This window comes from Cohnella silvisoli (assembly GCF_021190915.1).
Classification (GTDB): Bacteria; Bacillota; Bacilli; order Paenibacillales; family Paenibacillaceae; genus Cohnella; species Cohnella silvisoli.
The window spans coordinates 295,795-316,434 of sequence record NZ_JAIOAP010000002.1; the positions used below are offsets into that span (position 1 = coordinate 295,795).

Genomic DNA, 20,640 nt, shown 5'->3' on the forward strand with positions numbered 1-20,640 from the left:
TTTACGCATTAGGCCACGCCCCTAACGTTGCAGGCTGGCGAGGAAGAACGACATATTTAGCCGCATCGCCATCCCGCATTGAAATATATACGTTGTTCTCGTCCATATCCGTTGTTACCGTAACGCCGGGAAATTGCTCCGACAGTTTGCCCATCGCATCTCTGATCCCGGAATATTTACGGTTTTCCATCGCTTCGGCCACATCGAACAAAGCATAGCTCCACGCTTTCTCCAACCGCGCGCTATCTTTCGCGGTAGCCGCCAATTCCAGCTGATTGCCGCCGATCTGGCCCGAGCCATCGCGTTTAATCAAGCGATATATTTCTCCCAGATTTGCATCAGGCGCAAGCTTAACGCTTATTTTAACGTGTCCGGATGACGTCTCAACCTTCGCGGATTCAACGCCCGCTATGGAGTTTGCCACTCGGTCTAAAGGTTGTTCAACGCCGTAATGGCGATATGCGAACCATCCGCCGAACAAAATCGCGGCTGACAATGCCGCCGTTATCATTATCGGAAGTAATTTCAATTTCATGCCGCAATGCCCCCTTATATATGAATAATTTGTGTGTGTAGGAATGAACCATTCAACTCGGTACATCTATCAGTATATCAGGAATTGATAGACGATTCGTTAGATGATCGTTGGTAAAATAACAAAAAAACGCCTAAGCGGCGTTTTTTATGGTTATGTTATTTACTGGACAACACAAAGGTTCTTAGTTTCGTTCCATCTTGGAAAGAGTAGAAATCGATCGATTGATGCAGGTGATCCTTCTCGTTCCAATAGCGGATTTCCCATACGGGCTGATTTTCAAACCATCCGGGGATCGTTCTGATCGGTGCCGCCCCCCCATGCTCCAGAGCGAATTTCGCGGTTATTTGTTTCTCGGACATATTTTCGCTTACTTTTCGTTTGACGAGCTCTGTTTTGCGTTCCCAGATCATCCAGGCTTGGCCTTCGGAATCCGTGCCGGTTACAACCCACACCGTCTCATCCCATGTATGGATGACCGCATCGGTAACCTTCGCTAAACCGCCGCTGTCGAGAGCGATTCGCGTTGCCTTAGTCTCTCCATTGCGATAGTCGGAATCCGCCGAACGGACATATAAGACAAAGGAAACGATGACGAATACGATAAATCCGATCAAGACAACAAGCCATCTGACGAGCGAAAGGGACGGTAGCTTCCGTTTTCCTTCACTGCGGCTCAGATTCATCCGCGCAACCTCCGGAAACTGCGTTCCGCTTCCGCTAAAATCTTCTCTTCGTCAAGCGTGAGCAGTTGGCCGTTCCTCAGCAATTGCTTGCCATCCACCCAAACGTGAACGACGTCGGAGCCTCTTGCGGCATAGGCCAAATGCGAAATATAGTCCGTCCGCGGGACAAAATGAGGCTTATGGATCGATAGAGCGATGAAATCCGCTTTCATCCCGGCTTTTAATTGACCCGTTATTCCGTCCAGGCCGATTGAACGGGCTCCATAGACAGTGCCCATCCGCAGCGCCTCGGCTGCCGGTATGACCGTCGGATCGCCGGAAACGCCTTTATGAATCAAAGCTGCCATCGCTATTTCCTGGAACAAGTCCAAATTGTTGTTGCTTGCCGCGCTATCCGTACCTAAGGACACCGTAACTCCGGCTTTGAGCAAGTCAGGAACTCTAGCCACGCCGCTCGCAAGCTTCAGGTTGCTTACCGGGTTATGCGATACGGCGACTTTCCGTTCACCGAGCAGGGCAACTTCCTCGTCCGTTAAATGAACGGCATGCGCCAATAATGTAGGACGGCTGAACATCCCCAGACGATCGAGATGCTCAACGGGACGACACCCATAATCCCTAACGTTCTGCTCCACTTCCGCTAACGTTTCGGACATATGGGTATGCATAGGCAAGTCAAGCTCATGAGCGGCTTCCACGAATTTAACGATAAAATCCGGCGGGCAAGTATAAGGAGCATGAGGAGAAATCATGACGCTAATGCGACCGTCTGCACCCCCATGCCAATCTTTGGCGAATTGGATCGCATCGGCTAGCTTGGCCTTCTGCACGTCCTCCGGACATAATCCGATAACCCCTCTCGTCAAGCTCGCGCGCAATCCGGACTTTTCCACGACTTCGGCAACCCGGTCCATATGATCGTACATATCTACGAACGTCGTCGTACCGCTCTTGATCATCTCCGCTGCAGCCAAGGAAGAACCCCAATACACATCGTCGCCGGTGAATTTAGCTTCCGTAGGCCACATATGGTTTTGCAGCCAATCTTGCAAAGCCAGATCATCCGCCAGTCCACGGAGCAGCGACATAGCCGCGTGGCCGTGCGTATTCGTAAGCCCAGGCATGAACAGCAGGCCGGTGCCATCCATAGTTTCAGTAGCGAGAGCAACTTCTTGTTCCGGTGCGTTCCCTTCGCCTAAAGCTGCAATAAGGCTGCCTTCGATCGCCATCCAGCCTTGATATTGAGCAAGCCGTTCATCCATCGTAACGAAAGTTCCGTTCTTAATAAGCAAGCGCGTCATAGGTCCCCGTCTCCATCCTTCGATCCTTTAATGTTGTCCATGTAATAGGCCAAGCTGAGAAGCTCAGCGGTGAAATCCGCATGGTGAATGCGCACCCCGGGCGTAGCCTTAAGCACGACAGGCGCGAAATTCAATATCCCGCGAATACCCGCAGCTACGAATTGATCGGCAACGTTCTGGGCTTCCGGAGCCGGTACCGTAATAATACCGACCGTTATGCCTAATTCCCGTACCGATGCCGATAATTCCTGCATAGGGCGTACCGTCAGGTGATTGATAAGCGTCCCCTTCTTGCTCTGGTCCGCATCGAATACCGCGACGATTTTCATATTATCTTTAATGTACATGTTGTAATTGCATAAAGCGCGGCCCAAATTTCCCGTTCCTACCAGGGCTACATTCATCATCTTATCCAGCTTCAGAATTTGCCGAATTTTCTCAATGAGATAGTCTACGTTATAGCCGACGCCTTTCCGTCCGAACTCGCCGAAATAAGCTAAGTCTTTACGAATTTGCGCCGGATTCAGGTCCAGCTTCTCGCCGAGGTCCTGGGAGGATACCGTCAATATGTTGCTCAAGCTTAATTCGTTAAGAAAACGCAGGTAGATCGGCAGCCTTCTGACGACCGCTTCGGATATTTTCAGTGGCTTCATAACGTCTCTCCCTCTTCGCCGGCGATGACCGGGTTTAACCAGGAGCTCACGCGGGCAGCCATGGCCGCCGTCGGCAAATGCTCCATCTTCGGACCGGGCAACGAATATAAGAAATATTTGCCATAGTTCGTGTCGATGACTCTTGTGTCATAGAGGATGACGATTCCTTTATCCGTCGCCGTCCGTACGAGTCGGCCGAATCCTTGCTTAAACTTAATAACCGCTTGAGGAAGCGAAAGCTTCATGAACGGACTTTTGTTCTCGGCTTGAAGCTTCTCCGACTTGGCTTCCGCGACGGGATGATTCGGCGGTTGGAAGGGCAGGCGGACGATAGCCAGACAGGTAAGCACGTCTCCGGGCAAATCGATCCCTTCCCAGAAACTGCTTGTCCCGAGCAATACGGAAGCTGGCTGCTTAATGAACTGCTGGGTTAAGCGACTGCGGCTGCCGCCGTCGATTCCTTGCCCTAACACTTGAATATCGGACGACTGCAATCGCTCTTTAAGCGGTTCGTAGACGGTTTTGAGCATGCGATGGGAGGTGAACAGGACGAGCATTCGACCGCCGACCGTTTGCGCAACTTCCTGCAGCGAATGAATGAGCGCATTCAGGAAACCAGCCTCGCCATCCTTGCCCTTGATCGCGGGAAAATCCCTAGGGATGAGCACTAAAGCTTGCTCGCGATACCGGAAGGGCGATGGCAGCAGCGCCGTTTTCAACCGTCCATCCTTCTCTGCAGAGTCTAAACCAAGCTGATCGGTCACGTAACGGAAAGATTTATCGATCGTTAGAGTCGCCGAAGTCATGATTACGCTCGCTTTTCGATCAAACACGCCTTCCTTAAGCAAGCCGCTCACATCAGCGGGAACGCCGTAAACATAAACGGATCTCCCGCGGTACTGCGAGTGTCCTTCGACCCAATAGACAAATTCCGGTTTGCCAAGGGTAACGAACGATTGCGTATCCGCGCGAACGGAAGCCAAATCTTTCAGAACTCCGCTAAGATCCGTTAGCATTCCTTGCATGCTCAATTCATCGGCTTCTTCTCGGATGTCGACCGTCAACTTCTCCAAGGGCCGTATGAAATCGGATAAAAGTTGGATCACGTTGTTTCCGTCAACGGATAAGCTATCCCATTGCGTTGGCAGCTCGGAGGGTTTAATCCGCAAAGTAAAATTCCCCGTCTCATCGGTCGAAGCTTGCGAGGCAAGCAAATTAAACAGGGCTTCCATCCATCGTTCCCAGGCATCGCGAATTTCGTGGATTTTGGGAAGAAGCACTTCCAGCTTTTCGGCCCAAACCGCAGATTCCCCTGTACCCATCGAAGAAACCGAGCTAATGAGCTGCGGCAACAGTCCCGTCCTCGCATCTTTCCATACGCGCAGGAGAGGTATCGTTAATGAGGAATGTCCCGTCTTTTGTCCGAGATGCTGACTAGCCACTTCTTCAAGATGATGCGCTTCATCCACGATCAGACGATCGTAAGCCGGTAATAACCGATGGTCCGCGCGCATGTCTGTAAACACCAAAGCATGATTCGTAATGACAAGATCGGCCTTACCTGCTTCTTGTCTAGCACGGTGATAGAAACATCTGCGGAACCAAGGGCATGCCCGATTTAAGCAGGAAGCCGCATCGCTAGAAACCGCATCCCACTCTTCCTTATTACGACCCCCGATATTCAGTTCTTCCGATTCTCCCCGTTCGGTTTCCCCAAGCCATACCGTCATTCCTCCGCGGGTCACCGCGTCTTCGCGGCTTATCGCGTGCTCGGGCATTTGCTGCCTATTCTCGAACTTCCTCAAGCACAAGTAGTTGCTGCGGCCCTTGAACACCGCCGCGCGAAAAGGCATCGGAAGAACTTTGTGCAGCAAAGGCAAATCCCTCTCCCGCAGCTGTTCCTGAAGCTGTATCGTGTGGGTGGTAACGACGATTTTTTTGTCTTCTTTTAGCCCATAATATAAAGAAGGCAGCAAATAACCAAGCGATTTTCCCGTTCCTGTTCCCGCTTCCACCAGAAGATGGGAATCTTCTTGGAGCGCACCGAATACTTCCTGGAACATGATGTCCTGGCCTTCCCTAGATTCGTACGTAGGGAAAAGCTGCTTCAGGTTATCCTGCACCGTTTCCATATATTGTTCGAACGATACGTCCTTTAATATTTCCGATGCTTCCGATGCCTCGCCGTTCCGGATCGAAGCGGTTTCGTCCCCCCAATCGCCGACGTTCATGGCGAATTGACGGAAGTGATGAATTCCCTCTTCCATCATCGGGGGTTGCGTTTCCCGCCAAGCTGCGATATCGGCGATGAGCCATCCTAAGTCGTGACGGTCCGGATCGAACATGACGTTTAAGCGTTGCAGCGTGAATAGGGGCAGCGTGCGCAGCTTGTTCAGGCATAACAAGAACAGGTCGGCGGTCGCCAACGCGTCGCTATCCGCTTGATGGGGCCGGTCATGCTCGATTCCGAGCGTTTGCGTGAGCGAAGACAGCGAATAGGACGGCTGCGTAGGAAAAAGCAAACGCGTAAGTTCCACCGTATCCAGCATTCTTCCCGTAAACGGCAAATAACCGCTCCTGTCGAGGGCGGTTTGCAAGAAATGCGCATCGAAATCCACGTTGTGCCCGACCAATATAACGTCTTGGAGCAAGGGGACGATGTCGCTTAACATTTCGTCAAGCTCCGGAGCGGATCTGACATCCTCATCCGTAATCCCGGTCAATCGGGTAATTTCAGAAGGTACCGTTGCGTTCGGACGGACAAAACTGGCATACGAGGAACAAACGGTACCCGCCTCATCGATTAGCGCGAGTCCCGTTTGTATGATTTCATCTCTATCGGACGACATGCCCGTTGTTTCGAAATCGAGCACGGCAAATTTCATTGCGGACTTCCTTTCCTTCCGGCAAGCAGAACTATAGATAACGGCGATTGTTATTAAACGTGAACCATGGTTTGCAATTCCGCGCTTCCGAATTGAAGCTGCAGCTGTCCATTACCCTGTCGGATGGATTCTAAGTTGGCCTTGGCATCGCCGAAAGCAGGATCCGACTCTAATGCCTTATGGAAATAACTTTGTGCCTGCTCAAGATGCGCATAGACTGCCGAGATGCAGCCAAGTGCATTATAAGCGATAGCCTGCATTCGAGCTTCATCCGTTATTGCGGTAATGAATTGAAAATGCCGTTGGGCTTCATTCCATTGTTTCATATGCATGCGTGACATGGCAAGAAACATTCTTGCGCCAATAAAATCCGGATATACGGCGATCGCTTCCTCGAATTGCTCCGAAGAATGCTTGAACATTTGAAGCTTGAAATATCCTTGCCCTTTGACATAACAATCCAGTTGCTTCTGTTGTTCGGTTACTTGCGCCGTTTGTTGCTGGAGTTCCCGGAACAAACCCATTTTGTCTTCAAACTGAAGCCATGATTCAATAATATCATCACTTACCGTTTTGAGCATATCCCATTGTTGCTGCAGAACTTTTTTTTCTTCGCTGGCTGCTTGCGGATAACGCAATATAAGATCGTCGAGCACGTCGTTCATTGTCGCGAACCATTGCCGAATCATGTTCGTCCCCCCTTGTCGCAAGTAAAACTGTACTGCTCATTCTGCGTTCCAAGGAGGTGTTTCATACGCGTTACAAAACGGTCGAATGAGGCTCTTCCGCCAACAATTTGACAACCCGATTATGTTCGTCCATGATCGCCACCCTTGGATGATGGTTGCGCGCTTCTTCATCGGTCATAAATCCATAATTAATAATGATGACTTGATCCCCCGGCTGCACGAGCCTTGCGGCCGCACCGTTCAAGCAAATGACACCCGAGCCCCTTGGCCCGGGGATTGCGTACGTCTCGAAACGAGCGCCATTGTTATTGTTCACGATTTGAACTTTTTCATCAGGCAATATGTCGACCAGTTCCAGCAAATCTTGGTCAATCGTTACGCTGCCTACATAGTTCAAGTTTGCTTCCGTTACCGTCGCGCGATGTATTTTGGATTTCATCATTTGGCGAAACATAGTCCATCACCAACCTTCAAAGGATTAAGGATCGTATTATCGATAAGCCGCGTTTTACCGAATTTTACCGCTAATGCGATTAATAAAGTACAATCCGTTTCTATAAGAGGCTTTTGTCCATCAGGCGTACTTAAATCTGGATACGATAAAATATCTACGTAATCGATAACCGCCAGCGGTTCTTTGCGAATTTCTTCCTTCAAGCGGTTAATTAGTTGAGCAGCGTTCAGACCTTCATGAAGCCATTCCGGTACTTTCGGGAGCGACTTTGATAAAATAAGGGCTTGATCTCGCTCCGCCGGCTTTAAGTATACATTGCGCGAGCTGAGTGCCAATCCGTCCGCCTCGCGCTGGATCGGGCAAGGAACGATTTCAACCGGTATGTTAAGGTCTTGCGTCATTCGCGTAATTACGGCGATCTGTTGGGCATCCTTCATGCCGAAGTAGGCGCGATCCGGCTGTACGATGTTGAACAGCTTCGTCACAACCGTTGCGACGCCGTCGAAATGTCCGGGGCGGCTCGATCCGCATAATCGATCCGTGATTTCCGCAACCGTTACCCCTGTTAAGGTTTTCTGGGGATACATTTCGTTAACATCCGGAATAAATACGATTTGCGTGCCGGAAGCCGCGGCAACCCGAATATCCCTCTCTTCGTCCCTTGGATATTTATCCAAATCTTCGTTAGGCCCGAATTGCAAAGGGTTGACGAAGATGCTAAGGACGGTCAACCCGTTATCGGATGCGGACTTGCGCAGCAAGCTTGCATGGCCTTCATGTAAATACCCCATCGTCGGGACGAAACCGACCGTTGAATGCTCCGGATTCCGTCGTCTATAGGCTGCGATCTCTTGCCGCAATTCGGCAATCGTGCGAATAATTTTCGGCGTCATTTCCCTTCGCCTCCGTACAGCTTGGATGAAAGGCTTTGAACGGAAGATTGATCTAATGGAAAAGAATGCTTCTCCTCCGGAAAAGCTTTTGTTTTCACTTCGTCCACGTACTCCGTAATGGCGCTGCGAATCGTATCGCCGATATTCGCGTAGCTTTTCACCATTTTTTTGTCCCGAATGCCGGATCCGTAACGAAGCAAATCATGATAAACAAGAACTTGCCCATCGCATCCGCGTCCTGCTCCAATACCGATCGTCGGTATTCCAATCGAATGCGTCACAGCCGCCGCCAGCTCCTCCGTAACGAGCTCCAGCACCACGCCGAATGCTCCGGCTTGCTCCAATGCTTTCGCGTCTTGCAGAAGCTTCTCGGCCTCCTCGTTGCTTTTCCCTTGTACCCTGTATCCGCCGATCTGATGAACGGATTGCGGTGTAAGGCCGATATGTCCAAGTACGGGAATACCTGCTGACGTCAACAAACGAATCTCATCAGTCAACTCTGCGCCGCCTTCGAGCTTCACGGCATGAGCGCCGCCTTCCTGCATGATTCTGGCCGCGTTGCGCAGGGTCGCTTCCGGTCCTAACCGATAAGTCGCGAAAGGCATATCCGTCACGACCATCGTTCCCGGGGCTCCTCGTACGACCGCGCGGGTATGATAGACCATATCGTCCAACGTGACCGGAACCGTCGTATCGTAACCGAGCACTACGTTACCTAGAGAATCGCCGACAAGGATAATGTCCACGCCCGCTTCTTCCGACAGCATCGCCGAAGGATAGTCATAAGCTGTCAGCATAGCGATCGGTTTATTCTGGCTCTTCATTGCTTTAAGACGCGGAAGGGTCAAAGCTTGTTTCATGGGATATCCTCCTAATGATTACAGGATATAACAACAAAAAAACCCATTTTGCCCATGAGCAAAAAAGGTCGCCATTCAACATAGAACGTCCTTCACGTCCTTCTGTCTCGGTCCTTTCGGCTCAGAGCAGAATCCGCCGCGAATCATTGACGGTATTGGATAATTGTTGCTTCATTCATTCAATCTACTTAATCCATCTTGCTTCACAAGTGCGGTTCACTGCGACAGCGATACCACCTTGTGCGGCAATTATAACAGATTTCGTGTTCGACGTCTATGAACCGACTTCTCCCGAATAAACCGTGCGGTAACTTCCGTCGGCAAGCTCCACCTTCAGGCCGCCCATGTCATCCAAGCCGCGCGGCACTCCATGAACGGGACCTTGCGGTGTATTTAACGTCGTCTGATTATTCAATGTGACAGCATGCGCTTCCCACAAAGATCGGATAGGCGCAAACCCCTGCTCTAGGTACAACCCGTACAACCGCTCGAATTCCTCGAGAATGATCGCGATAAGATCGCTTCGGTTAACGGCTTCTCCTGAAGCCATTTTCAACGATACGGCTTTGGGCAGCAGCTCTTCGGGGTAATCCTCGGCATCCAAATTAACCGATATTCCCATTCCGACGACGACATAACGCAATCTTTCGTCTTCCGCTGCCGACTCCAGTAAAATGCCGCTGATTTTTTTGCCGTTCACGAGCAAATCATTCGGCCATTTAATCCCGATTGTTACCGGAACGACGCGGGAAATCGCGCGGCTCAAGGCGACCGCCGCAAGCAATGTCAATTGCGGCGTTAGCGGCAAAGGTACGGGCGGACGAAGCAGAAGGCTCATCCATACGCCCTTACCTGCCGGCGATACCCACGAGCGGCCCATTCGTCCGCGTCCGCTCGTCTGTTGTTCGGCGATGACGAGAGTGCCTTCGGAAGCGCCCTCTTCGGCAAGGCGGCGCAACTCGTCTTGCGTGGAAGCTACCACATCAAGCAATCGCAGATTGCGTCCGAAATTCCGCGTATTTATTTTGGGAAGCAGTTCATGCACAGATAACCGCGAAGGTTTACCCGTCAAGCGGTAACCAAGGCGCGGAACAGCCTCGATCGTATAGCCGTTTGACTCCAGCTTGCGTACCTGCTTCCAGACGGCAGTGCGGCTTACGTTAAGCTTGCGGCTGATTTCTTCGCCCGATACGTACTCCCCGGCCTCTGCTTCCAATAGACTCAGCAATGAATCCTTGCTCATCGTTATTCCCCTTTCGATAAGGACCAGAGCTACGATTCCCTATTTCCAATTGTTGATTTCGCAGTTGCTAGAAGCGATCCCTTATCGTTGGGAAGACATCCTAACGCTACCTCTTCCAGCAATCGCTCAAGCAGCTCCGCAATCCAGGGTCCCGGAGATTTGTCAAGCAAACGACTGAGCTCGTCCCCGCGTACGTCAAGCTCCGATATAGAAGCAGCCGGCATCTCTTCAAGCCAGCTGCTTTCTTCTAACCGCGTCGCTTTGCAAGATTCGTTCAGCTCCAGCCAATCTTCAGCTATCGTCCGCCCGTAAGCCAGCACGAGCCGAATCCATTGTTCTTTATACTCTAACGAATGCTCTTCGAATGCAGTCAACTGTTCGCTCATGCCTACGACACCAGCTATTCGCGTCGTACGTCTACCGCTTATGCGGAATATACCGCATATTTCCATGCTGTCCTTTTCGCTAAGTCCCATACCGGCAAATAAAGCGGCCCAGCGCAAATCGGGATCTGCAATCAAGGGAAGATACAGCAAATCGTTCTCTAACGAACCTATACCGGAAAAAGTAATATCCCATTCCCAAGGAAGCTCATTAAAGCGATATTGCTCGGCGACGGTCTGAAAACCAGCGGGCAACGGTTCTTTTAAGTTCGTAAGCAATCCGCTCTTAAGCAGATAGTGACAGGCTTGCTCCGGTCCGCTGCCCGCCATCATCTTGTCCCACTCGACGCTGACGCGTTCGATAGCGACTTGCCGGAGCTTGGAGCGATGCTTGATGATAGCTTGTTTTACTTCCGGCAGCAGCGTGAAATCGAATTCCGCGGCAAACCGAATCGCCCGAAGCATTCTCAAGGCGTCTTCACTGAAACGTTCGAACGCCTCTCCAACGCAGCGGACGACTCCTGCTTGCATGTCCTCCCTGCCCCCGAACGGATCGACGACTTCGCCGTCAAGACCGACAGCCATCGCGTTCATCGTAAAGTCCCGCCTTGCTAAATCTTCCCGCACGTCAAGCACGAACGCGACCTCATCCGGCCGCCGCGAGTCCGAATAACCAAACTCTTGCCGGAACGTTGTCACCTCGAACGATCGACCGTTTTCCAATACCGTCACCGTTCCATGCTTCACTCCGGTCGGCACAGTCCTTGCGAACAAATCCACAACTTCATCGGGTTTAGCCGATGTGGCGATATCAATATCGTTAAGTCTCCGCCCCATGAACTTGTCCCTCACGCATCCCCCGACCAAATAAGCCTGATGTCCGCTTAGCACAAGTTTGCGTATGACTTCCAACCCTTCCGCCCACAGAATCTCGTCCTGCTCATCCATAAGACGCCAATCCCCTCCAGTCGTACTCCCGTCGTGAGCCTATACGTTACAAGCCGGAACGGGAATCTTGAGCGGCATCCCCAACACGCGATAGTAAATTTCCTCATATTGCGCCGTAATTAGCTCGTTGCAGAACACATGATGAGCACGCTGCAAGCAAGCTTCGCGGAAATCGGCGTATAATTTAACATTCGTTAATAATTTCAAGGCATTTTCCGCCATATCGTCCGTATCCCCTATTGGTGACAGGTACCCGGTCGTTCCATGCTGAACGAGTTCCGGGATACCGCCGGCGACTGAGCCGATCGTCGGCACTCCGCACGCCATCGCCTCCAAAGCGACCAATCCGAAACTTTCTTTCTCCGATGGAAGCAGCATTAAATCCGCTATAGATATAACTTGAGCCACGTCGTCTTGTTTCCCCAGAAAGTGGACGCGGTGCGATAAACCCATGGCATTGATTTTCGTCTGTATTTTCGGCAAATCCGGCCCTTCTCCCACAAGCACGAGTTTGGTCGGGATTTTGGCGTTGACCTTGGCGAAAATGTCGATTACGTCGACCGTCCGTTTCACTGGCCTGAAGTTGGAAATATGCATTAATACTTTCTCGTGCGGTTCGGCATAATCCCGGCGAAGGTCGGTGCATTCACGAGGATAATAAATCCGCTTGTCCACGAAATTATAAGTTAAATCAATGGGCTCTTGAATGTCTAAGAGCTCACGCGTTTCCTTGATTAGATCGCGGCTAACCGCGGTGACGGCATCGCTCTTGCGAATGCCGAGCCGAATAATGTCCTTAAGCGTCTCATCCTGCGCAAGCACGGTAATATCCGTCCCATGCAGCGTCGTGACGACCTTCAAGTCATCCCCGGCCATCTGTTTGGCCAAAATCGCACAAATCGCATGAGGTACCGCATAATGGACGTGCAGCAGGTCCAGTTTCTGCAGCCTTGCGACTTGGTTCATTTTGCTGGCTAAAGATAAATCGTACGGAGGATATCGAAACACGTAATAATCCGAAACCTCTACTTCGTGGTAGAAAATGTTGCGGTGAAACTTGCCTAGGCGAAACGGCATGCTATGAGTAATAAAATGAATTTCGTGCCCCTTCTCCGCCAGCAGCTTGCCAAGTTCAGTCGCAACGACGCCGGAGCCTCCAAGCGATGGGTAACAAGTAATCCCGATTCTGAGCGGTCGATTCATGTCGACTCCTCCATTCCACGATACGAACCGATATTGCGTGCCTAGCACCGCATATCGATTGTCATTATCTATTGTATTCCCTCAATATTCGTCAATAGAATCGATTTAGCGCAATCGGTCCTTTGGAAATAAATCCTTCGGCGAATTCGATTTTTTTGGCTTGTCCGAGCAAGCGGTCTCTAGCTATGATCAGATCCAGATAAGCCCCCGTCAGCGGCGTTTCCACCCAATCGGCTTGATTGCCGTCCGGCAGAAACTGCGACTTGTACGCTTTCAGGGCTGTCATCTTAATATCGTGGACGTCGCTTACATCGATTAGGAGTTGCGGCGGGTGCGCGTCATTGATGAAATAAAAATACAACTGCTCTACCGTCCAAGCGGGCAATTCGGGCATATACCTTCTCAACTTCGCGTTAAACACCGCTTCTTCCGCCATTTTGCTGCAAGCAATATGATCGGGATGACGATCTACGACATAGGGTGCGAATACCAGCCGAGGACGATAACGGCGAATGGCGTCCACCATAAGATCGGTTTGCTGGGCAATCGCGGCGAGCCGGCGATCGGGCAAACCCAAATTTTCGCGCACGGTCAAGCCAAGCGCCGCGCTTGCTGCTGCCGCTTCCTTCTGACGGATTTCTACGTTACCGTTCGAAGACATTTCGGCGTAAGTCAAATCGATAATGCCGACCGATAATCCGTCTCTAATATGTTTAGCGATCGTCCCGCCCATGCCAATCTCCGCGTCATCCGGATGTGCGGCAAATACGAGCATGTCCAGCTGTTTATACGAATTAAGACTCATTCTTCTAACCCCGGCTTATATTTATGTACGAGTTCGCGCCATGCGAAATCGCCGCGCTCCAACGCTTTAATGAGCAGTTCCCCCGTTGCGACGTTCGTCGCGAGCGGAATGCCTTGAACGTCGCACAGCCGGAGCAACGCGATAATGTCCGGTTCATGCGGCTGCGCCATTAAGGGATCCCGGAAAAATAAAATGAGATCCATCGTATTTTCCGCGACTCTCGCACCGATTTGCTGATCGCCGCCGAGCGGCCCGGACATAAATCGATGCACGGACAAAGATGTATTTTCCATGATGCGGGTGCCCGTCGTTCCCGTAGCGTAAAGGCGATGATGCTTCAATACATGCTCATAAGCGATAGCGAAATTAACCATCTCTTCTTTTTTTCGGTCATGAGCGATAAGTGCGATGTCTATCATAGACGTGAATCTCCTCTTCGGCTATTCTAGAAAGTGTTCGAATCCGTAAACCATGCCGGTAACGGACATAATTCTTTTGATTGCCGTGTTGACGCCCGGCATATATCCTGCGCGATCATAGGAATCGTGACGGATTTTGAGGGTTTGTCCGAACGCGCCGAATACGACTTCCTGCTGCGCGAACACACCCGGCAAACGAACGCTATGTATGCGGAATCCGTTATAATAGCCGCCTCTTGCGCCCTCGAGAATTTCTTCTTCTTTCGGATTGCCTTGGCGCAGCTCTTGCCGGGCTTCCGATATCCATTCCGCCGTCTTGATCGACGTTCCGGACGGGGCATCTAATTTTTGGTCGCCATGGTATTCAATGATTTCCACATGGGGAAAATACTTGGCAGCCATAGCGGAAAATTTCATCATTAGAATCGCTCCGATGGAGAAGTTAGGCGCGATCAGTCCGCCGATCCCCTTGTCCCGGCACTGCTTGTCCAATTCGGCAATTTGCTCCGGCGTAAAGCCGGTAGTTCCGACAATGGGACGTACGCCGAAGGAAATGGCCGTTTCCGTATTAGGCATTGCGGATTGGGGAGTCGTAAAATCGACTAGCACGTCAGGACGACTCGATGATAACGCTTCGGCCAAATCGGAGAAAACGATGACGCCGGTATCGGGTTTCCCGACAAGCGTCCCGGCATCAACAGGGCCAGCTGAGGTAGCGATGGCAGCCGCAAGCTGCAATTCGGGATCTTCCAACACCATTTTGACAACTTCACGACCCATGCGACCGCTTGCCCCAGCTACGGCTACGGTAATTTTGTCTGACATGCTATCACCTGTTCCTTCTAGAATTGAAATGCGAATACTGTTGTTTAAGAACGCGGCGCCTTTCCGCCCGCACCTCGTGAAGCAAACGCTTGGCTTCATCGAGCCCAGGTTCAAGCTGCAGCGCATCCCGCAAATTGTCCAGCGCCATCCTGTAATCCTTCTTCATTCGGAACAGGATGCCGAGCAGCAATCGGGCTTCCGCCGACAGCGGGTCGAATTGGGCGGCTTCCTTCAGAAGCGCCATACTTTTCTCCATATCCGGAGAAGGCAGAGAAAGCAAATTTCTTGCTTCTACAATTTTTTGTCTGGCCGTTATCATCCGCAGATTCAATTGATACGTCGAATCTTCCGGATTCAGCTCAACGGCTTTCAAGGCATATGCCATGGCCAGCGTAAGCTTGCCGCTTCGCGCGCAAGTGATCGAGCCTTTGTAGTGGTAAGCCGCATTCTCGGGTTCGATCGCAATCGCCTGACCAAACCAGAAGATAGCCGATTCGAAATCACCCTGTAAGATGGCTTCATACGCCTGCCGGAGGCACGTTTCCCCGTCCATGCCGACCATCCTCCCTTCAAAGCGGGGATAGTACAGCATATGACATTCAACCGTTATCGGTGTGCTTCTTCGTCCATCGGTCCGCATCGCGGGTATTGAATTTGTCCATCACTTTCCTGTGGACTTCGGTCATATCAATACCCAAAGAATTCGCGAAGCAAGTGACGATAAATAAAATATCGCCTAGTTCCATTTCAATGGAACTATCCGCTTCATCCCTTTTTTTCGGCTTCTCGCCGAACTGGTGGTTAACTTCCCGGGCCAATTCCCCTACTTCCTCCGTCATTCGAGCAAGCATGGCCAGCGGGGAGAAATAACCTTCTTTAAACTGCGAAATGTAAGCATCGACATCTCGTTGTATGTCAGCTAGCGTGCGCTCTGTCAGCGTTAAATCGACGATACGGGATTCTCCCATCGGCCGCATCCTTTCCTGAAGGTGTCTATCTTATGTTAGCGTAAGACGTATACGAAAACAAATGCATTTTTGGAGGAACAAACCTATGAAACCTACCTTGTCTTGGAGTTCCGTCAGATCGTGGAGCTTACTTATCATCGGAACGGCGTTGTACGCATTCGGCCTGCAATACTTCATCATCCCTAATCTACTTATGGAAGGCGGAGTGACGGGAGTTGCCGTTCTTTTTAACTACGCATTGGATCTCCCTGTTTCCCTTACGTCGCTTATTATCAACTTGCCTTTATTTTTCTTAGGATGGCGCCAATTGGGCAAACATGCGATGATCTACACATTCGCCGGGACTCTGCTGCTTTCTTTATTTTTATGGATCGCGGAAGTGCTTGTTGATCGGGGATGGCTAACGCCGTTTACGTCCGAGCACGATTTTATTCTCGTCGTTCTGTATGCCGGAGTTACGCTTGGAACGGGTTTAGGCCTTGTCTTTCGAGCCGGGGGGACAACGGGCGGCGTGGACATCATAGCGCGAATTCTGCACCGGTTGCGGGGCTGGAGCATGGGTCAGATTATACTGACGATGGACGTGATGATCCTTGGCATCTCGCTCTTGTTTATTCCGAAGGAGAAGGTTCTGTACACTTTGGTTAGCGTGTTCATAGCCTCCAAAGTCATCGACTTTATCCAAGAAGGCGCTTATGCGGCCAAAGCGTTTACGATTGTATGCCAAAGTCCGGAGAAGCTCGCCAAAGACATTACGAGAGAGCTCGATCGAGGCGTGACGCTTATGCCTGCCATTGGAGCCTATTCAGGGGAAAATAAAACCGTCGTCTATTGCGTCGTCAGCCGGTTCGAAATTCGCAAATTAAAAAGCCTCGTCCGTCTTCACGACCGGAGGGCTTTTATCGTTATAAACGACGTGCACGATGTGTTAGGAGAAGGCTTTCGCGAGGAATAACGGTTCACCCCTATTTTTTCCACCGGTTGAGCAATCTTTGCGCCGCATCCTCAGGCTCTTCTTGTTTCGATGGCTTGTGCACTCCATCATATCCGTCAATTCGATATCGCTTCCAGCCTACCCATGTGAGAATCGTAACGATAAAGGAACCCATCATCGCCGACCAAACCCAAGGGGGGGAAGACACAGGAGGAACGATGGCGGAAGTTGCTTCTTTATTAGCGGGGAACAACCCGTCCATTGCCTCCTGCAAAGGCGGTATGAACCCTTTCAGCAATTCCAAGTTCGGAGGGTCCGCGTTAAAAATGCGGTTCACATAACGAACGACCGAGTCGCTTCGTTCGACTTTCCACGGCTCCGACTTCAGCAGCGCGGCCGTCCGAATCAATTGGTAATGCTCCGATAATTGCTGCAAAGCTTGCCGTGCGGATTGCGGCACTGGAGCGGCGACGGAAGATTCCTGCTGCATGGATTTGCCGATCCTAGCGATATCCTCGTTTAATACGTTCCTATATTGGTGCCAGATCGGCTTATCGGGATGGGCTAAAGCATCCGCAGCCAGCCTTAAAGCCGCGGCCCCCGATTTCCATTTCCGCTCATCGGGAGATGACGCAGCAACGGCTCGTTTCAGCTCCGTTAAAGTATGCGACAGCGCATGAATGCCGTCAGCCGTCGCGATATCCTTCATCGGCAAAGAACGGAAATTACGCTCCGTCTCCACTAAGATGCGCCTTAACTCTTCTATCTTCCCCTGGTTAACCGCCGCATATAGCGTCTCCGTCGACGACAAGAACCGTTCAGCGGCTGCATGAGAAGAGGAGACGTCCGTTGATGGAGCATCGTTGTTCATCGTTACCTGGCGGCTTGTACCATAGGGGCTCCCCCAAGCCGCCGCCGGTACGGCTATGAGCAGACCCATAAAAGCTAGAATGCCCGCCAGCGTTAACCGCAGACGATATCGCCGCCTAACCTGCTTAATAAACAAAAACACGGACATCCCCTCCTACCCTATGGATATGAGGGGATGTCCGTGTTTAGAACGACTTGTCCGGCTCTGCTCTGCCGAATGCAAATTTAGCAAGCGCAGTCGCTAATACGCTAAATGCAGTTAGCAGGAAAGTAAATAGTCCAACGTAAAACAAATCATCGTACAATTGCGTCGGCAAATAGGGAAAAATGTCATAGCGATAATCGACCGTGTCATTCAGGAAAGTCCATGCCGCAGCAGCAAGCAGCGCCATGCCGCCAAACGTGAAAAACCGGGCGTAGAGAAGCGCGGTAACCGCCATTGCCGAGTGGCCGATGATAAGCATCCAATGTTCCCATTCCAAGATGTCTCCCTGAGCCTGTCCCGCGAATATAATAGCCGTCGCCCAAACTCCGTATTTCACCGACGTAACGACGCCAAGCGCCTCCACCACGCCGCGAATCGCGTTTACCCATCCATGCCGCGACCGACGAGGCACAGCCCACAGCCATATGACCGCAATCGCGAAAAACAACGATGCCGTCGGGCTATCCGGTACGAACGGGATTTGCCAATGCGGATTCGTACTCCAGACGCTCTCTAGCTGATCCTTGTACCAATAGTATCCGTAGATCGTCCCGGGAACGTAAACAATCAACAGCATCAGCAAAGTCGTTGGATGAAGCAATACGCTTCGGGAAAGAAGCCATTTCAACCCGCTCAACCTAACTCCTCCCTTTCATTCAAAAAACCTGACCAGTTACGGTCAGGTTTGGTGCAGGAAGGAAAGTTATTTCGCTTCCGCTTTTTGCGTGGAAAGCCAAGTTGCGATTTGATCGATTTTCTCGGCGCTTAAAGTGTCCTTAAACGGAGGCATGCCATCGCCTTTCCCGTTTGTAATCGTCGCGACTAGTTCATCTTTGTTCAAGATGTCGCCAACGCCGCGAAGGGTCGGTCCGTTAGCGCCTTCAAGCTCCGCGCCGTGACAAGCGATACATTGCGCTTGTTTCATCGTTTCAAAAGCCGGATCATCCGCATTAACCATCGCGGCGATTTTCTCTCTGCCCGGGATCGGACGCGGCAAGCCTTTCTTAACGGCTTCCTCCGCTTTGATCTTGCGCTCGATATGTTCCGGCGTGACACCATTCACTTCCAGCTCGTATTGATAGTGATCCCACGAAACCCAAGTCAGATACGTAACGGCAACCAACGATACGATCATCAGGGAAGAGGCGATCGGACGGCGATAGAAGCGACGCTCCTTGCCCGTATCCAGGAATGGAGCGAGCAGAAGCGAGATGAACGGAAGACCCGAAAGACCAAGTACCCCAAGCACCAAGTAATCACCGGATGTATAAGGATATTTCAGCATCTGATACAAGAATAAGAAATACCAGTCCGGCATCGGAATGAACGAGCTGTTAAGCGGATTGGCTGGGTAACCGAGCGGAGCCGGTTCCGCGATAACCAGAACCAGGAACCCGACCAGAACGACAACGCCAACCATCCATTCCTTAAGCAGGAAGTTCGGGATGAACGCTTCCGATTTACCGGGATATGCGGAATAATCGGGCGGTGCTACATTCGAGTAGTCACGTTTGCGAACGCGCGAATCCCCAATAAATACGACTTTTTCGTTTGGATCTTGTTTATGTGCCAACGTTAGCCACTCCCCTCTCTTACAGCGGCCCGGAAATGCCCTGTTTTCGAATCATAAAGAAGTGTCCGGCAAGCAATGCAAGCAGCACACCGGGCAGGAAGAAAACGTGGATAGCGAAAAATCTGGTCAGCGTCTGCGCGCCGACGATCGTTCCGCCGTTCGCCAATTCCTTGATGTACTCTCCCAAGAAAGGTACGGCACCCGCGATTTCGAGGCCGACTTTCGTAGCGTAGTAAGCTTTATCATCCCAAGGAAGCAGGTAACCCGTAAACCCTAGGCCCAACATGACGAAGAAAATCAACATTCCGACTACCCAGTTCATCTCGCGGGGCGCTTTGTAAGAGCCCGTGAAGAAAACGCGAAGAGTATGTAGGAACATCATTACGATAACAAGACTCGCGCCCCAGTGATGCATCCCCCGCACAATCGCTCCGAAAGCGACCTGATGCTGGAGATAGTCAACGCTGTAATAAGCATTGATAATATCCGGGACGTAATACATCGTCAGGAACATCCCCGAGAGGATCTGTATGACGGTAATAAAGAACGTCAATCCGCCGAAGCAATAAACAAAAGCGGAGAAGTGATGCGCCGGGTTAACGTGCTCAGGAACCTCATGATCGGCGATATCTCTCCACATCGGCGTAATATCGAGACGTTCGTCGATCCAGTTGTACATATTTTTGAACATGGGTCGGGACGCCCTCCTTCTATACGCGACTATTCGGTTCTAGCGGTCCAAGATAAACCCAGCCGTTCTCTATCTTGACTTCGAACTCGTCTAGCGGCTTCGGCGCAACCTTCAGGTTTTTGCCGTCTTTGTTATAACGCGCTCCGTGACAAGGACAATGGTACAGGTTTGGCGCTTCCTCTCCGCTCCACCCTATCGTGCAACCCAGATGCTTGCACACAGGCGACAATGCGAAGATTTTACCGTCATCGCCTTTCGTTATCCATGCCGATAACTTCGGATCGCTTTCGTACCAACCGTCGATTTGATGGATCTTGAAATCCACCTGCTGAGGCTCCTTCGTCACTTTGCTCTCTTCGATCGCTTTGACGAAGTTACCTTTTTGTTTCTTTTGCAATATGGGATCGACGGCAAAGCGGATCATCGGTAAAATGGCCCCGCCGGCCATGAAGGCTCCTGCTCCGCCAAGCGTGTAAGACAGAAATTGACGTCTTGACATCTCTTTGCGCTTAACCGGTTTATGCGTTGTTTCTTGCTGCGTATTGTGGTCCATTCATTCTACCCCCTTTGCCACACCAATCTCGCGTCCATTACGGACTTCACATATTCTTCACAAG

At 51.1% G+C, this 20,640-nt stretch carries 23 protein-coding genes; 1 reads left to right on the forward strand and 22 read right to left on the reverse strand.

Translation table 11 applies throughout. The features are described from left to right. Position 1: 1 nt before the first annotated feature. The 17 genes from K7P76_RS04890 to K7P76_RS04970 all read right to left on the reverse strand — a co-directional run bounded on the left by K7P76_RS04890 (position 2) and on the right by K7P76_RS04970 (position 15,750). Positions 2-535, reverse strand: a complete 534-nt coding sequence (locus tag K7P76_RS04890) for a hypothetical protein (RefSeq protein WP_232183931.1) — start codon at positions 533-535, stop codon at positions 2-4. Between the two features lie 158 nt (positions 536-693). Beyond that, positions 694-1,221, reverse strand: coding sequence for a cell wall elongation regulator TseB-like domain-containing protein (locus K7P76_RS04895; RefSeq protein WP_232183933.1), 528 nt, complete (start codon positions 1,219-1,221; stop codon positions 694-696). Further along, a complete protein-coding gene (locus K7P76_RS04900; RefSeq protein ID WP_232183935.1) occupies positions 1,218-2,522 on the reverse strand; it encodes an amidohydrolase in 1,305 nt (434 codons plus the stop codon). The genes K7P76_RS04895 and K7P76_RS04900 overlap by 4 nt, the downstream gene beginning before the upstream one ends. Continuing rightward, complete coding sequence (locus K7P76_RS04905; protein WP_232183943.1) at positions 2,519-3,175, reverse strand: redox-sensing transcriptional repressor Rex; 657 nt, start codon at positions 3,173-3,175, stop codon at positions 2,519-2,521. Before K7P76_RS04905 ends, K7P76_RS04900 begins: the two co-directional genes overlap by 4 nt. Further along, positions 3,172-6,060 carry an ATP-dependent DNA helicase DinG gene (gene dinG, locus K7P76_RS04910; protein ID WP_232183952.1) on the reverse strand — a complete coding sequence of 963 codons (2,889 nt, stop codon included), beginning with the start codon at positions 6,058-6,060 and terminating at the stop codon, positions 3,172-3,174. The genes K7P76_RS04905 and dinG overlap by 4 nt, the downstream gene beginning before the upstream one ends. 53 nt (positions 6,061-6,113) lie before the next feature. Then, positions 6,114-6,749 carry a tetratricopeptide repeat protein gene (locus K7P76_RS04915; RefSeq protein WP_232183954.1) on the reverse strand — a complete coding sequence of 212 codons (636 nt, stop codon included), beginning with the start codon at positions 6,747-6,749 and terminating at the stop codon, positions 6,114-6,116. A gap of 70 nt (positions 6,750-6,819) precedes the next feature. Next, complete coding sequence (gene panD / locus K7P76_RS04920; protein ID WP_232183955.1) at positions 6,820-7,203, reverse strand: aspartate 1-decarboxylase; 384 nt, start codon at positions 7,201-7,203, stop codon at positions 6,820-6,822. After that, positions 7,188-8,096: a pantoate--beta-alanine ligase gene (panC, locus tag K7P76_RS04925; RefSeq protein WP_232183964.1), complete on the reverse strand. Its 909-nt coding sequence runs from the start codon at positions 8,094-8,096 to the stop codon at positions 7,188-7,190. Before panC ends, panD begins: the two co-directional genes overlap by 16 nt. Then, a complete protein-coding gene (gene panB, locus K7P76_RS04930; protein WP_232183966.1) occupies positions 8,093-8,956 on the reverse strand; it encodes a 3-methyl-2-oxobutanoate hydroxymethyltransferase in 864 nt (287 codons plus the stop codon). Before panB ends, panC begins: the two co-directional genes overlap by 4 nt. Positions 8,957-9,230: 274 nt before the next feature. Beyond that, positions 9,231-10,199, reverse strand: coding sequence for a biotin--[acetyl-CoA-carboxylase] ligase (locus K7P76_RS04935; RefSeq protein ID WP_232183975.1), 969 nt, complete (start codon positions 10,197-10,199; stop codon positions 9,231-9,233). 29 nt (positions 10,200-10,228) lie between these two features. Further along, entirely contained in the window at positions 10,229-11,530 is a 1,302-nt protein-coding gene (locus K7P76_RS04940; RefSeq protein ID WP_232183984.1) for a CCA tRNA nucleotidyltransferase, read from the reverse strand. 39 nt (positions 11,531-11,569) lie between these two features. Beyond that, the gene (bshA, locus tag K7P76_RS04945; protein WP_232183992.1) at positions 11,570-12,733 is read right to left on the reverse strand and encodes an N-acetyl-alpha-D-glucosaminyl L-malate synthase BshA; all 1,164 of its coding nucleotides are present in this window, start codon (positions 12,731-12,733) and stop codon (positions 11,570-11,572) included. Positions 12,734-12,824: 91 nt separating this feature from the next. Next, positions 12,825-13,538, reverse strand: a complete 714-nt coding sequence (gene bshB1 / locus K7P76_RS04950) for a bacillithiol biosynthesis deacetylase BshB1 (RefSeq protein ID WP_232183994.1) — start codon at positions 13,536-13,538, stop codon at positions 12,825-12,827. Continuing rightward, positions 13,535-13,957 carry a methylglyoxal synthase gene (locus tag K7P76_RS04955; protein ID WP_232183996.1) on the reverse strand — a complete coding sequence of 141 codons (423 nt, stop codon included), beginning with the start codon at positions 13,955-13,957 and terminating at the stop codon, positions 13,535-13,537. The genes bshB1 and K7P76_RS04955 overlap by 4 nt, the downstream gene beginning before the upstream one ends. Before the next feature lie 21 nt (positions 13,958-13,978). Continuing rightward, complete coding sequence (gene dapB, locus K7P76_RS04960) at positions 13,979-14,782, reverse strand: 4-hydroxy-tetrahydrodipicolinate reductase (protein WP_232184005.1); 804 nt, start codon at positions 14,780-14,782, stop codon at positions 13,979-13,981. A 4-nt stretch (positions 14,783-14,786) separates the two neighbouring features. Continuing rightward, positions 14,787-15,335 (reverse strand): tetratricopeptide repeat protein, encoded by a 549-nt coding sequence (locus tag K7P76_RS04965; protein ID WP_232184007.1) that lies wholly within the window; start codon positions 15,333-15,335, stop codon positions 14,787-14,789. Positions 15,336-15,381: 46 nt separating this feature from the next. After that, positions 15,382-15,750 (reverse strand): nucleotide pyrophosphohydrolase, encoded by a 369-nt coding sequence (locus K7P76_RS04970; RefSeq protein WP_232184008.1) that lies wholly within the window; start codon positions 15,748-15,750, stop codon positions 15,382-15,384. 85 nt (positions 15,751-15,835) lie between these two features. On the opposite strand from K7P76_RS04970, the gene K7P76_RS04975 reads away from it, so the two are divergent. Next, positions 15,836-16,705 (forward strand): YitT family protein, encoded by an 870-nt coding sequence (locus K7P76_RS04975; RefSeq protein ID WP_232184011.1) that lies wholly within the window; start codon positions 15,836-15,838, stop codon positions 16,703-16,705. A 10-nt stretch (positions 16,706-16,715) separates the two neighbouring features. Here the strand turns inward: K7P76_RS04975 and K7P76_RS04980 are convergent, their stop codons facing one another. From K7P76_RS04980 to K7P76_RS05000, 5 genes are all read right to left on the reverse strand, one after another. Further along, entirely contained in the window at positions 16,716-17,696 is a 981-nt protein-coding gene (locus K7P76_RS04980) for a sporulation protein YpjB (RefSeq protein WP_232184012.1), read from the reverse strand. 43 nt (positions 17,697-17,739) lie between these two features. Continuing rightward, entirely contained in the window at positions 17,740-18,396 is a 657-nt protein-coding gene (locus K7P76_RS04985; protein WP_232184014.1) for a DUF1405 domain-containing protein, read from the reverse strand. Between the two features lie 66 nt (positions 18,397-18,462). After that, positions 18,463-19,332 carry a menaquinol-cytochrome c reductase cytochrome b/c subunit gene (locus K7P76_RS04990; RefSeq protein WP_232184016.1) on the reverse strand — a complete coding sequence of 290 codons (870 nt, stop codon included), beginning with the start codon at positions 19,330-19,332 and terminating at the stop codon, positions 18,463-18,465. A 19-nt stretch (positions 19,333-19,351) separates the two neighbouring features. Further along, the gene (qcrB, locus tag K7P76_RS04995; RefSeq protein ID WP_232184018.1) at positions 19,352-20,023 is read right to left on the reverse strand and encodes a menaquinol-cytochrome c reductase cytochrome b subunit; all 672 of its coding nucleotides are present in this window, start codon (positions 20,021-20,023) and stop codon (positions 19,352-19,354) included. Positions 20,024-20,042: 19 nt separating this feature from the next. Next, the gene (locus K7P76_RS05000; protein ID WP_232184020.1) at positions 20,043-20,576 is read right to left on the reverse strand and encodes a Rieske (2Fe-2S) protein; all 534 of its coding nucleotides are present in this window, start codon (positions 20,574-20,576) and stop codon (positions 20,043-20,045) included. Positions 20,577-20,640 lie beyond the last annotated feature (64 nt).